Genomic DNA, 12,003 nt, shown 5'->3' with positions numbered 1-12,003 from the left:
CTAAAGCATAAGCGGAAATTATCATGGCAGGAACAGACAAACAGCGCCCGTTGATCACCGAAGGCCCGGCGATCATTCTGGTTAATCCCCAATTGCCGGAGAATATCGGCATGGTGGCGCGCGCCATGGCAAATTTTGGTCTTGCCGAATTGCGTCTCGTGCAGCCGCGTGAAGAGTTTCCAAGCGAGAAAGCACGTGCGGCAGCCAGTAAAGCCGATCACATCATCGATAATGCAGTGGTTTACGATGATCTCCCATCGGCGCTCGCAGATCTGAATTTCGTCTATGCCACTACAGCACGCGAGCGCGATGGTTTTAAACAGGTGCGCAGCCCTGTGGAAGCGAATGGCGAATTGCGTCGTCGTTTCACGGCAGGCGAAAAGACCGGCATCATGTTCGGGCGCGAGCGTTTTGGTCTTAGCAATGAGGAAGTTGGCCTTGCGGATGAACTGGTGACGTTCCCGGTTAATCCAGCCTTTGCATCGCTCAATATCGCCCAAGCCGTTTTGCTCATGTCTTATGAGTGGATGAAATCGGGTCTTGCAACCGAGACTGATACGGTTTTCCGTGGACCGGAAATGGAAGCAGCACCCAAGCTCGAATTGCAGAGTCTTTTCAATCATCTGGAAGAAGCGCTTGATATTCGGGGTTATTTCCGCCCCGAAGCCAAGAAAGAAATCATGGTCAATAATCTGCGTTCGGTGTTGACGCGCGCAGGTTTTGCATCGGCAGAACTGAAGCTTCTGCGCGGCGTGATCACCTCGCTTGATGTGTTTACACCAAAAAAGCCGCGTGGTTCTGGCGCACCGGAAAGTCGTGCACGTAAGCCCGCAACAGAGGACAAGGCTGAATGAAACCAGCACCCGCAGCAGAGCATTTCAGCAAGTCTTTTACCGTGATGGAAAGACCGATTTTGGTCTTTGACAGCGGTATCGGCGGTCTGACGGTTTTGCGCGAGTTGCGGGTGATGATGCCGGATCGGCGATTTGTTTATATCGCTGATGATGCCGGGTTTCCCTACGGGGATTGGGAAGAAGAAGCGTTACGCGCGCGCATTGTCGAACTGTTCGGTAAGTTTATCGCCGAGCATAATCCTGAAATTGCGGTGATCGCGTGCAACACGGCCTCAACGCTGGTGTTGGATGATTTGCGCCGCGCTTATCCATTAGTGCCGTTTGTCGGAACAGTTCCGGCAATAAAGCCTGCTGCCGAGCGCACGTCGTCGGGGCTTGTTTCTGTTCTGGCAACACCGGGGACTGTCAAGCGTGCTTACACGCGTGATCTGATCCAGTCATTTGGCTCACAATGTCATGTGCGGCTTGTTGGAGCTGACCGGCTTGCAGGTGTTGCAGAAGCACATATTCGCGGCGAGAAGATTGATGAGGCGCTGGTCGTTGAACAGATCACGCCGTGTTTTGTCGAAATGGACGGTAAGCGCACGGATATTATCGTGCTTGCCTGCACGCATTATCCGTTTCTCGTCAATGTTTTTCGCCGGCTGGCACCATGGCCGGTTGATTGGCTCGACCCTGCCGAAGCGATTGCAAGACGCACGGTTTCACTTTTGTCGCCACGCGAGATTGATGAGGCGCTGCATCATCACGATGATCTGGCAGTGTTCACATCGAATAAGCCGGATTATGCCATTCGTCGTTTGATGCAGGGCTTTGGATTGCAGTTTTCAGAATAAAATCATAAAGCTATTATCTAATAAAATATTATAAATTATTGTTTTTAAAAATAAATCACCCGAAAATGAAACGCATTTTCGGGTGATTGTGAAAGTTGATTAGCTTGCTGCTTCCTGTCGGGAATCGCGTTTTGCTTGCGCTACGCTGGCGGCTTTTTTCAAACGACCGCGCTCCATGGGGCGAATGAGGCTATCGGCTTTTTCATTGGGAATATTGCGCATTCCATGACGCGCGTGCCGCGTGTTGAAAGTCGTTTCGCTCTTTTCGCTGGCTTTCTTCGTTGCCAAAGCCTTTTTCGCATTAGCGATAAGATCGTTGCTTGACGACATGCTGCGGCGGCGATCAACTTCTGCATTGATGCGGCGCATAGCCATGGCTAGAACAGAAACTTTCAGATGCGAGCCTTCGTCAGCTTTTGATGCAGATGCGCCTCGTGCAGTTCCTTTTCCTCGCATTTCGCGGCGGCGCTGATGGGCCTGATCGCGGGCTTTGCTGCGGCGGTCGCGCAAAAGCTTTGCAAGCTGCGAGAGCTCAGAGTCGGGAACTTCCTGAAGAATTGGGTGGTGGGATTTTTCTACCAGTTCGCGTTCTTCTGCATTCAACGCGCGGGCTTCTTCCTTTCGTGTGATGGCCATGAGATGTCCTTTCTGGTTGTAATAAATGCAGGTGCATTTTTGATATAGGCATCAGAAGTTGCAGGGAAAGGTGAGCGCCGCAGTTTTTGAGGGAACAATCCACGCGATGCTCCGTTTTCATTACAGATAAATGCGGAGGTGAAATCATGGATATCGTTGAAACTCGTGTGAGTTCCCTTGGTGGATTTGCAACCTATCTGGTCGAGTTTGTAACCGAGGGCGAAGAGCGCATTTCGGTTAAAGTCGAGAATGAGACCGGAGCAGAGCTTCCTCGCGATGCAGTGATACGCAAAGCCGCGCTAAAGCTGGGTGAGGCGCTCGGCGTGGCATGTCTTGAATGCGGCATTGAGCCAGTAAACCAGATCACGCTTCCAAGTGCGCGCCGGGCTGGGGATCGTTCAGAACTTGAGCGTCAGCTGGATGAGGGCTTGGAAGATAGTTTTCCGGCAAGCGATCCTGTCTCTGTGACAAGTTCGGCCATTGCCGGTTTTGCGGGACCCAAGAACTGACTGGTCTCCAAATGATGAAGCCGGACTGTTAGTCCGGCTTGTTAAGTTGCTCATAAAAAGAGTCTCTTATGCGTTATATCTTGCTGATATTATTCAGAGATTACGACGCTTGCCTTCCATGAGATCAAGCACTGCGCGCGCGCAATCAAGCACGTTTGTTCCGGGACCGAAGACTGCCGAGACACCATGGTCAAACAAATACTGGTAGTCTTGACGCGGAACCACACCGCCACAAACGACGATGATATTTTCGGCGCCTTTTTTGCGAAGTGTTTCGACAAGCTGCGGAAGCAGTGTCTTGTGCCCGGCTGCCAGCGATGACACGCCCAGCACATGCACCTTTGCCTTGATTGCCATGTCAGCTGCTTCATCGGGCGTTTGGAATAACGGGCCAGCCAGCACCTCAAAGCCAATATCGCCAAAGGCGGAGGCAATAATCTTTGCGCCGCGGTCATGCCCATCCTGACCGAGCTTTGCCACCATCAGACGAGGCTTGTCGCCTGTGTGCTTGGAAAATTCTTCAAGTCGCTCCACAAGCGTCAAATATTCCGGTTCATTCTCGTAAGCCGCACCATAGACGTCTTTGACAACCTTGGGCACCGCAGCATGATCACCAAATGCTTTGCGCATCGCATCTGAAATTTCACCAACTGTTGCGCGTGCGCGCGAGGCCTCGACAGCTGCTGCGAGAATATTGCCTTCACCAGTCTTCGCGACCTTTTCAAGTTCTGAAAGTGCTGCTTCGACTTTAGCTTTGTTGCGGGTTTCTTTGATGCGGTTGAGCCGCGCGATCTGCGATTTGCGCACGGCGGTGTTATCGATTTCGAGAATGTCGATATTGTCTTCCTGTTCGAGACGAAACTTGTTGACGCCGACAATCACTTCTTCGCCCTTATCGACTGCGGCCTGCCTTCGGGTGGCTGCTTCTTCGATCAGGCGCTTTGGCAAGCCGCTTTCAACGGCCTTGGTCATGCCGCCTAAGCCTTCCACTTCTTCAATCAGCGCCCAAGCTTTTTCGGCCAGCTCGTTGGTCAGACTTTCAATGTAGTAGGAACCTGCAAGTGGATCGACGACTTTAGTAACGCCGGTTTCATTTTGCAGAATAAGCTGTGTGTTGCGGGCAATGCGCGCAGAAAATTCTGTCGGCAAAGCAATGGCTTCGTCAAAAGAATTGGTATGCAGCGATTGCGTGCCGCCCAGCGCTGCCGACATAGCCTCAAAAGCTGTGCGCACGATGTTGTTGTAAGGGTCTTGCTCCTGCAATGACACGCCCGATGTCTGGCAGTGCGTGCGTAGCATCAGCGATCCCGGCTTTTTCGGGTCAAATTCCTTCATGATGCGCGACCAGAGCAGGCGGGCTGCGCGCAGCTTGGCGATTTCCATGAAAAAGTTCATGCCAATGGCGAAGAAGAACGACAAACGCCCTGCAAACTCATCGACATTCAGGCCTTTGTTGAGCGCCGCTCGCACATATTCGCGCCCATCGGCCAGCGTGAAGGCCAGTTCCTGTACCAGCGTGGCACCGGCTTCCTGCATGTGATAGCCGGAGATGGAAATCGAATTGAATTTCGGCATTTCCGTTGCGGTATATGCAATGATGTCCGCAATGATCCGCATGCTCGGTTCCGGCGGATAGATATAGGTGTTGCGGACCATGAACTCTTTCAGAATATCGTTCTGAATGGTGCCGGACAGCAGATCGCGCGAAACGCCCTGTTCTTCACCCGCGACGATAAAATTGGCGAGGATCGGGATGACAGCGCCGTTCATCGTCATGGAGACGGAAATCTTTTCAAGCGGGATGCCATCAAAGAGGATTTTCATGTCCTCAACTGAATCAATCGCCACACCTGCCTTACCCACATCGCCTTCAACGCGCGGATGATCGCTGTCATAGCCGCGATGCGTCGCAAGATCAAAAGCAACCGATACGCCCTGCTGGCCAGCTGCGAGTGCCTTGCGGTAGAAGTTGTTCGATGCTTCGGCAGTCGAAAAGCCCGCATATTGGCGGATGGTCCACGGACGTCCTGCATACATGGTGGCACGCGGGCCACGCAGAAACGGTTCAAAGCCGGGCAGGGTGTCGAGATGCTCGATTGGAGTCAAATCATCAGCCGTGTAAAGCGGCTTTACGTCAATGCCTTCCGGTGTGTGCCAGACAAGGCTATCTGCAGGGCGCTTCAGTTCCTTTTCGGCCAGTTTCGACCAATCCTGTTTTGTGGGGCGCTCGCTCATATCGGTCCTCACACAAATTCCATGATAAGCTCATCAACGGCAAGGCTTGCACCTTCTTCCGCAGCGATGCGCTTAACCGTTGAACGGCGTTCGGCGCGCAGTACGTTTTCCATTTTCATGGCTTCTACGGTTGCCAGTGGCTGACCGGCTTCGACCGTATCACCATCTTTGACGAGAACAGATGTAATCACGCCGGGCATCGGACAGAGCAGCATTTTTGATGTGTCCGGCGGCAGTTTTACCGGCATAAGCTTTGCAAGTTCCGCCACACGTGGTTTGCGGATATGGGCGATTGTATCGATCCCGCGCCAGCGCAGTCGCCAGCCCGTCCCTGAACGCAAAACCTTCATGGCTATTGCCTTGCCGTCAACGGTGAAAGAGGCAAGCTGTTTGCCGGGATGCCAGTCGCTGGCAACAGGCAGGCTTTTACCATCGGGAAAGCTGATGACGGTGCCGCCTTCGCCTTCTGAGATTTTGATCGGCAGGCAGTGGCCGCCAAGCGTCACTACCCATTCAGTCGCAACGGACTGTGCTTGTGACGAAATACGACCAGAAATTTGCGCGTTGCGTTGTTCGACAACCATGTTGATTTGGGCGGCGACGGTGGCGAGTACATGCGCATCATCTTCCGAAACGGAAACGCCCGCAAATCCATCTGGATATTCTTCTGCGATGAAAGCCGTTGTCAGTGCGCCAGCACGAAAACGTGGATGCTCCATAACGGCTGAAAGAAAAGGCAGATTGTGGCCGATGCCTTCGACTTCAAATGCATCAAGTGCGCCGCTCATGGCAATAATTGCGCTGGTGCGATCCGGTCCCCAACTGCATAGTTTTGCAATCATGGGATCATAATACATGGAAATTTCACCGCCCTCAAAGACGCCGGTGTCATTACGAATGACAGTGCCGTTTGCATTACGTCCCTCGACGGGTGGGCGATAGCGAGTCAGTCTGCCAATGGAAGGCAGGAAATTGCGATAAGGGTCTTCGGCATAAAGGCGGCTTTCAATAGCCCAGCCGTTGAGTTTCACGTCGGCTTGGCTAAGTCGCAGCTTTTCGCCAGACGCGACGCGGATCATTTCCTCGACCAGATCAATGCCAGTTATGAGTTCGGTCACTGGATGCTCGACCTGCAACCGTGTGTTCATTTCCAGGAAATAGAAGTTGCGATCTCCATCGACGATGAATTCGACGGTGCCTGCGGAGAAATAGCCAACCGCTTTGCTGAGTGCGACCGCCTGTTCGCCCATCGCCTTGCGGGTTGCTTCATCCAGAAACGGCGAGGGCGCTTCTTCAATCACTTTCTGGTTGCGGCGCTGAATGGAGCATTCGCGCTCGCCAAGATAAATGACATTGCCGTGCTGATCGCCCAGAACCTGAATTTCGATATGGCGCGGCTGGGTGACGAATTTTTCGATGAATATACGGTCATCGCCGAAGGAGGATTTCGCCTCGTTGCGTGAAAGCTGGAAGCCTTCGCGGGCTTCGTCATCATTCCATGCAATACGCATGCCTTTGCCGCCGCCGCCTGCGGAAGCTTTGATCATTACTGGATAGCCGACCTTGCGCGCGATTTGCACGGCTTCTTCCGCGTCTTCAATCAACCCCATATGGCCGGGAACAGTAGAGACACCGGCTTCGCTTGCCAATTTTTTGGAAGTGATCTTGTCGCCCATTGCTTCAATAGCGTTCACTGGCGGGCCGATGAAGGTCACATTGGCAGCTTTCAGCGCTTCGGCAAAGCGTGGGTTCTCTGATAAAAAGCCATAGCCCGGATGCACCGCATCTGCGCCAGTCGCTTTGATTGCCGCGAGAATTTTGTCGATGACGATATAAGACTGGTTTGAGGGCGCTGGTCCGATATGGATTGCCTCGTCGGCCATTTTGACATGCAGCGCATTGCGGTCTGCGTCCGAATAGACTGCGACCGTCGCAATGCCCATTTTCTTCGCCGTTTTGATAACCCGGCATGCGATTTCGCCGCGATTGGCAATGAGGATTTTTTTGATCATCTCTATCGTACCCGTAGCAATCTTACAGCGGAATGGTGTCGTGTTTCTTCCATGGCGTGTTCTGGCTTTTGTTACGAAGCGCAGAGAACGCACGGGCGATACGGCGGCGGGAAGAATGCGGCATGATTACTTCATCAATGAAGCCGCGTTCGGCAGCAACGAATGGATTGGCGAAGCGCTCTTCATATTCTTTGGTACGGGCGGCGATTTTTTCCGCGTCGCCTAGCTCCGAGCGGTACAGGATTTCGGTGGCTCCCTTGGCTCCCATCACTGCGATTTCCGCTGTCGGCCACGCATAATTCATATCCGCGCCGATATGTTTTGATGCCATCACGTCATAAGCGCCGCCATAAGCTTTGCGTGTGATGAGCGTCACCATCGGGACGGTGGCTTGTGAATAGGCGAAGAGCAGCTTGGCACCGTGTTTGATCACGCCGCCATATTCCTGTGCGGTACCCGGTAGAAAGCCCGGAACATCAACCAGTGTCAGGATCGGAATGCTGAATGCGTCGCAGAAGCGAACAAAGCGTGCGGCCTTGCGCGATGAATCAATATCGAGACAACCTGCGAGCACCATCGGCTGATTGGCGACGACACCGATCGTCTGCCCTTCCATGCGGATGAAGCCGGTGATGATGTTTTTGGCAAAAGCTTCCTGAATTTCAAAGAAGTCGCCTTCATCCGCCAGAGCGAGAATCAGTTCTTTCATGTCGTAAGGTTTGTTGGCGCTGTCTGGGATCAGCGTATCAAGGCGCATTTCAAGGCGAGCCGGGTCATCATGGAACGGACGGGTCGGCGCTTTCTCGCGATTGTTCAGCGGCAGAAAGTCGAAAAGCATGCGAACCTGTTCAAGCGTTTCGATATCGTTTTCGTAAGCGCCATCTGCAACGGATGATTTTTTTGTATGGGTCGATGCGCCGCCTAATTCTTCTGCCGTGACGATTTCGTTGGTGACGGTTTTCACCACATCAGGGCCAGTTACGAACATGTAGGAACTGTCGCGCACCATGAAGATGAAATCGGTCATAGCTGGTGAATAGACCGCGCCACCCGCACATGGGCCCATGATAACAGAAATCTGCGGAATGACGCCCGATGCATCGGCGTTGCGTTTGAAAACATCGGCATAGCCTGCAAGGGACGCCACGCCTTCCTGAATGCGTGCGCCGCCAGAATCATTCAGCCCAATGACTGGAGCGCCATTCTGCAAGGCCATATCCATGATCTTGCAGATTTTCTGTGCGTGCGTTTCAGAAAGCGAGCCACCAAGAACGGTAAAGTCCTGACTGAACACATAGACCTGACGGCCATTGATGGTGCCCCAACCTGTCACCACGCCATCGCCCGCGATCTTCTGCTTTTCCATGCCGAAGTCAGTACAGCGGTGGGTGACATACATATCAAACTCTTCGAACGATCCTTCGTCGAGAAGCACGTCTAATCTTTCGCGGGCGGTGAGCTTGCCTTTGCCGTGTTGCGCATCGATGCGCTTCTGTCCGCCGCCAAGACGGGCTTCGGCACGACGGGCTTCAAGCTGTTCGAGAAGTTCCTGCATTCGCTATGACCTTGGAAAGCTAAGAAATTACGGAATTATTGTCTCAATGCTTAGAGCCAGTATGCCGCATTCTGAAAGCTTGAAAAGGTGCGATTGTGTAATTTATAAATTTGCAAATAGCGAAATGCAAATTTGCAAATATGGCACCCTGTTATGGCACCCAAAAAACTCTATGTTGGCAGGAAGATCCGCGACATACGCGAGCAGCACAAGGCAACCCAGTCTGGTTTTGCTGAACGCTTAGGTATTTCAACGAGTTATCTCAATCAAATTGAAAACAATCAGCGGCCTGTATCTGCCGCTGTGCTGCTGGCACTGGCAGAAAATTATCAGATTGATATTGGTGCCATTTCGCTGGGCGATGATGATCGGTTGTTATCGGCTGTATCGGAAGCGTTGGCCGATCCGGTGTTCGATAATTACAAGCCGAATTTGCAGGAATTAAAGCTGATCACGCAGAATGCGCCTGGGCTGGCTCATGCGCTGATTGCCTGTCATCAGGCTTATCGACGTAACAGTGAGCAGCTCGCGAGCCTTGATCACCAGCTTGGTCGTGCGCCGTCAGTGGCAGAACCTGCGCCTTATGAAGAGGTGCGCGATTTTTTCCATTTTATCGATAATTACGTGCACGAGCTTGATATCGCTGCAGAAAAACTTGCAGACGAGTTGAGGATTCCATTTCGCGACATCGGCGTGGCACTGCCGCAATATATGGAAGAGCGTTATCGTGTCCGTGTAGCACGCGCTGATCCCGATGAAGCCATTTTGCGGCGATTCGATCCCGTTGCCCGGGTGCTTTATCTCAATCCCTATTCGCCAGCCTCGACGCGCAATTTCCAGATTGCGTTTCAGATTGCCGAATTGGAAATGGAAGAGCTTGTCACCGCAATAGCAAAACGTGCTGATTTTCGCTCAGCCGAGGCAGTCGAGATTTGCAAAATCGGCCTACGCAATTATTTCGCTGGTGCGCTGGTCTTGCCCTATCAGACGTTTCTGTCGGCTGCCAAAGAGCTGCGGCATGATCTGGAATTGCTGGCATCGCGCTTTGGAGCCAGTCTGGAGCAGGTCGCGCATCGTCTGAGTACATTGCAACGCTCTGGTCAGCGCGGTGTGCCGGTATTTTTTGCACGTATTGATCGTGCCGGGAATATCACTAAGCGGCACAGTGCCGCCAAGCTGCAATTTGCGCGTTATGGTGCTGCTTGTCCGTTGTGGAATGTGCATCAGGCGTTTGAGACGCCGGGGCGGATTATCCGCCAGCTTGCCGAGACACCGGATGGGGCGCGTTATCTCTGCGTTGCAACCGAACTGACCAAGAGTGAGGGCGGCTTTCACGCGCCGCAGCGCCGCTATGCCATTGCTCTGGGCTGTGAAGTCACGCATGCGCAGGATTTTGTCTATGCGGATGGGTTGGACATTGCCACACGCTCGGCATTCGATCCGATTGGCGTTTCCTGCCGAATTTGCGAGCGGGCGGAATGTGTTCAGCGTGCCGTGCCACCGCTGAAAAGCAGGCTGGCGGTCGATCACGACCGCCGTGGAATCCTGCCATATAAACTTCTTTAAAAATTAAAATCCGGAATGCTCTTTGAGAAATTCGGCTTCTTCCGCTGTTGTTTCGCGGCTCAGAACCTTGTTGCGGTGCGGGAAACGACCAAAACGCTCAACAATATCGTGGTGCTGGCGGGCAAAACCCAGTGAAAACTCGTTGCCGAGCTTTTCATAAAGATCGAGGCAGCGCTTCTGATCGCTCAGATCTTCGCTGTGCATGAAAGGCAGATAGAAGAACTGGCGCTCATCAGCAGAAAGATTGCGATCAAAATCGTGGTCCAGCGCCCGTGTCGCCACATCACGAGCAAGGCCATCGCTTTCAAATGAGCGTGGCGAACCGCGGAACATGTTGCGCGGAAACTGGTCAAACAGAATCGTCAGCGCGAGTGCGGTTTCTGGCTGTTGCTTCCAGTCTTCAAATTTGTCGGCACGCGCATCTTCATAGGCTGCCAGAAACTTTTCGCGAATTTCCGCATCGATTTCATCGCTCTTGGTGAACCAGTTTTCGCGCATTTTTGCTGAAAACCAGAAATCAAGGACGTCTTTTGGTTGAATGGTCATGGCGGCTCGCTTTGTTTATGGGGTCTGGTTCGGATTGTCTGGCGAAGGGCACGGCGTTTCGCCCTTCATATTGCGGGACATGCAGCCAAATCGGTCAAAGCCTTTGCCTGCATCCATCGCCGCTTTGCCTGCTCCGCAGCCCGAAAGAACTGCCAGCGACATAAGTAGGACAACTTTATTCATCTGGGTTTCCTGTTGGGTGTCTGGTTCGGATATAGGCAATGTGATTTGTGCGGCAATAGATACAGGTTTTTGCGATTAGCCGCGACCGCGATAATTGGGTACAGACTGTTCAGGAATCCAGACATTTTTCGGTGTTTCGCCAGTCTGGTAGAATACATCAATCGGAATGCCGCCGCGCGGATACCAATAGCCGCCAATGCGCAACCATTCTGGCTCTAGCAGTTCAACAAGCCGCTTAGCGATAGTGACGGTGCAGTCCTCATGGAATGCGCCATGATTGCGGAATGAAAACAGGAACAGCTTGAGTGACTTGCTTTCAACCAGCCACTTGCCCGGCACATAATCAATCATCAGATGCGCGAAATCCGGCTGTCCGGTCATAGGGCAAAGTGAAGTGAACTCCGGTGCGGTGAAGCGAACGCAGTAAGGCGTTCCTGCTTGCGGGTTTGCAACTCGTTCGAGAATTGCTTCTTCAGGAGACTGCGGGGCAGCGGTGTTTGAACCGAGCTGCTTAAGATCAGAATATATCGTCTTTTCAGACATTTACGTGCCTTTACTTAAAGCCACGGTGCAGTCTTAACGCTTAAAGATAAAGCGCTTGTCCTTGTTTTAACCGGGTAGGCTGCGACCGGTGGCAGATTGCCAATGGCTCCGAGTAGCAGTCTTGGCATGGCTGGTAAACCCCATAGAAAAAGCCCGCGCTGGGAGGGCGCGGGCTTTTGCGTAAAACGAATAGTGTTTAGCGGCGGTCGGACAATACGCAGCCAATTGCCACGCCAATTGCAATGCCGATAAGACCAGCCGTGCCAAACAGCGTGGTCGCTGTGCCGGGATTTTCTTTTACCGTTTCGGCGACGGCCTGTCCGCGTTCGCGAACAACCTGTGCTGCATGACGAAAACGACCCGAAGCATCATCGAATGCATCTTCTGCACTATCGCGCAAATCGTTCGAGCGGGAAGCCAAAGACTTAGACAGGCGCTTCAGCTCACCGCGCAAATCAGCAACCTGCTGTTCCAAAGCCTGCTGAACGTCATTAGCTGTCTTGTTATCGGCCATTTCAAACCTCCATT

General features: G+C 52.8%; 12 protein-coding genes. 4 read left to right on the top strand and 8 right to left on the bottom strand.

The annotated features are described in order from the left end of the window. Positions 1-23: 23 nt before the first annotated feature. Entirely contained in the window at positions 24-854 is an 831-nt protein-coding gene (locus WH356_RS03880; RefSeq protein WP_339508872.1) for an RNA methyltransferase, read from the top strand. Next, a complete protein-coding gene (gene murI, locus WH356_RS03875) occupies positions 851-1,690 on the top strand; it encodes a glutamate racemase (protein ID WP_339508871.1) in 840 nt (279 codons plus the stop codon). The genes WH356_RS03880 and murI overlap by 4 nt, the downstream gene beginning before the upstream one ends. Before the next feature lie 99 nt (positions 1,691-1,789). On the opposite strand, the gene WH356_RS03870 is transcribed toward murI, so the two are convergent. Next, on the bottom strand, positions 1,790-2,326 hold the full coding sequence (locus WH356_RS03870; protein WP_339508870.1) for a hypothetical protein: 537 nt from the start codon (positions 2,324-2,326) through the stop codon (positions 1,790-1,792). A gap of 146 nt (positions 2,327-2,472) precedes the next feature. Here WH356_RS03870 and WH356_RS03865 point away from each other — a divergent pair, with 146 nt between their 5' ends. Continuing rightward, positions 2,473-2,835 carry a hypothetical protein gene (locus WH356_RS03865; protein WP_339508869.1) on the top strand — a complete coding sequence of 121 codons (363 nt, stop codon included), beginning with the start codon at positions 2,473-2,475 and terminating at the stop codon, positions 2,833-2,835. A gap of 93 nt (positions 2,836-2,928) precedes the next feature. Here the strand turns inward: WH356_RS03865 and scpA are convergent, their stop codons facing one another. From scpA to WH356_RS03850, 3 genes are read right to left on the bottom strand one after another with little or no spacing between them, the layout of a single operon-like run. Then, positions 2,929-5,070 (bottom strand): methylmalonyl-CoA mutase, encoded by a 2,142-nt coding sequence (scpA, locus tag WH356_RS03860; protein WP_339508868.1) that lies wholly within the window; start codon positions 5,068-5,070, stop codon positions 2,929-2,931. An 8-nt stretch (positions 5,071-5,078) separates the two neighbouring features. After that, positions 5,079-7,082 (bottom strand): acetyl/propionyl/methylcrotonyl-CoA carboxylase subunit alpha, encoded by a 2,004-nt coding sequence (locus WH356_RS03855; RefSeq protein WP_339508867.1) that lies wholly within the window; start codon positions 7,080-7,082, stop codon positions 5,079-5,081. A gap of 22 nt (positions 7,083-7,104) precedes the next feature. After that, complete coding sequence (locus tag WH356_RS03850) at positions 7,105-8,637, bottom strand: acyl-CoA carboxylase subunit beta (protein ID WP_339508866.1); 1,533 nt, start codon at positions 8,635-8,637, stop codon at positions 7,105-7,107. A 153-nt stretch (positions 8,638-8,790) separates the two neighbouring features. Here WH356_RS03850 and WH356_RS03845 point away from each other — a divergent pair, with 153 nt between their 5' ends. Beyond that, the gene (locus tag WH356_RS03845) at positions 8,791-10,203 is read left to right on the top strand and encodes a helix-turn-helix domain-containing protein (protein WP_339508865.1); all 1,413 of its coding nucleotides are present in this window, start codon (positions 8,791-8,793) and stop codon (positions 10,201-10,203) included. Positions 10,204-10,206: 3 nt separating this feature from the next. Here the strand turns inward: WH356_RS03845 and WH356_RS03840 are convergent, their stop codons facing one another. From WH356_RS03840 to WH356_RS03825, 4 genes are all read right to left on the bottom strand, one after another. After that, on the bottom strand, positions 10,207-10,749 hold the full coding sequence (locus WH356_RS03840) for a DUF924 family protein (RefSeq protein ID WP_339508864.1): 543 nt from the start codon (positions 10,747-10,749) through the stop codon (positions 10,207-10,209). Positions 10,750-10,764: 15 nt separating this feature from the next. After that, the gene (locus WH356_RS03835; protein ID WP_339508863.1) at positions 10,765-10,932 is read right to left on the bottom strand and encodes a hypothetical protein; all 168 of its coding nucleotides are present in this window, start codon (positions 10,930-10,932) and stop codon (positions 10,765-10,767) included. Positions 10,933-11,007: 75 nt separating this feature from the next. Then, positions 11,008-11,475, bottom strand: a complete 468-nt coding sequence (queF, locus tag WH356_RS03830) for a preQ(1) synthase (RefSeq protein WP_339508862.1) — start codon at positions 11,473-11,475, stop codon at positions 11,008-11,010. A gap of 196 nt (positions 11,476-11,671) precedes the next feature. Then, a complete protein-coding gene (locus tag WH356_RS03825) occupies positions 11,672-11,989 on the bottom strand; it encodes a DUF883 family protein (RefSeq protein WP_250040939.1) in 318 nt (105 codons plus the stop codon). Between the last annotated feature and the right edge of the window lie 14 nt (positions 11,990-12,003).

The sequence above is a fragment of the Ochrobactrum sp. MYb379 genome (assembly GCF_037479515.1).
GTDB lineage: Bacteria > Pseudomonadota > Alphaproteobacteria > Rhizobiales > Rhizobiaceae > Brucella.
The sequence above is the reverse complement of the archived record's forward strand: the minus strand, read 5'-3'. Positions and strand labels throughout refer to the sequence as shown.

Bases quoted from the DNA above. Each gene is read 5' to 3' on its own strand.
- WH356_RS03835 (WP_339508863.1), bottom strand. From the start codon at position 10,932: ATGAATAAAGTTGTCCTACTTATGTCGCTGGCAGTTCTTTCGGGCTGC.
- queF (WP_339508862.1), bottom strand. From the start codon at position 11,475: ATGTCTGAAAAGACGATATATTCTGATCTTAAGCAGCTCGGTTCAAAC.
- murI (WP_339508871.1), top strand. From the start codon at position 851: ATGAAACCAGCACCCGCAGCAGAGCATTTCAGCAAGTCTTTTACCGTG.
- WH356_RS03865 (WP_339508869.1), top strand. From the start codon at position 2,473: ATGGATATCGTTGAAACTCGTGTGAGTTCCCTTGGTGGATTTGCAACC.
- scpA (WP_339508868.1), bottom strand. From the start codon at position 5,070: ATGAGCGAGCGCCCCACAAAACAGGATTGGTCGAAACTGGCCGAAAAG.
- WH356_RS03880 (WP_339508872.1), top strand. From the start codon at position 24: ATGGCAGGAACAGACAAACAGCGCCCGTTGATCACCGAAGGCCCGGCG.
- WH356_RS03845 (WP_339508865.1), top strand. From the start codon at position 8,791: ATGGCACCCAAAAAACTCTATGTTGGCAGGAAGATCCGCGACATACGC.
- WH356_RS03855 (WP_339508867.1), bottom strand. From the start codon at position 7,082: ATGATCAAAAAAATCCTCATTGCCAATCGCGGCGAAATCGCATGCCGG.
- WH356_RS03825 (WP_250040939.1), bottom strand. From the start codon at position 11,989: ATGGCCGATAACAAGACAGCTAATGACGTTCAGCAGGCTTTGGAACAG.
- WH356_RS03870 (WP_339508870.1), bottom strand. From the start codon at position 2,326: ATGGCCATCACACGAAAGGAAGAAGCCCGCGCGTTGAATGCAGAAGAA.
- WH356_RS03840 (WP_339508864.1), bottom strand. From the start codon at position 10,749: ATGACCATTCAACCAAAAGACGTCCTTGATTTCTGGTTTTCAGCAAAA.
- WH356_RS03850 (WP_339508866.1), bottom strand. From the start codon at position 8,637: ATGCAGGAACTTCTCGAACAGCTTGAAGCCCGTCGTGCCGAAGCCCGT.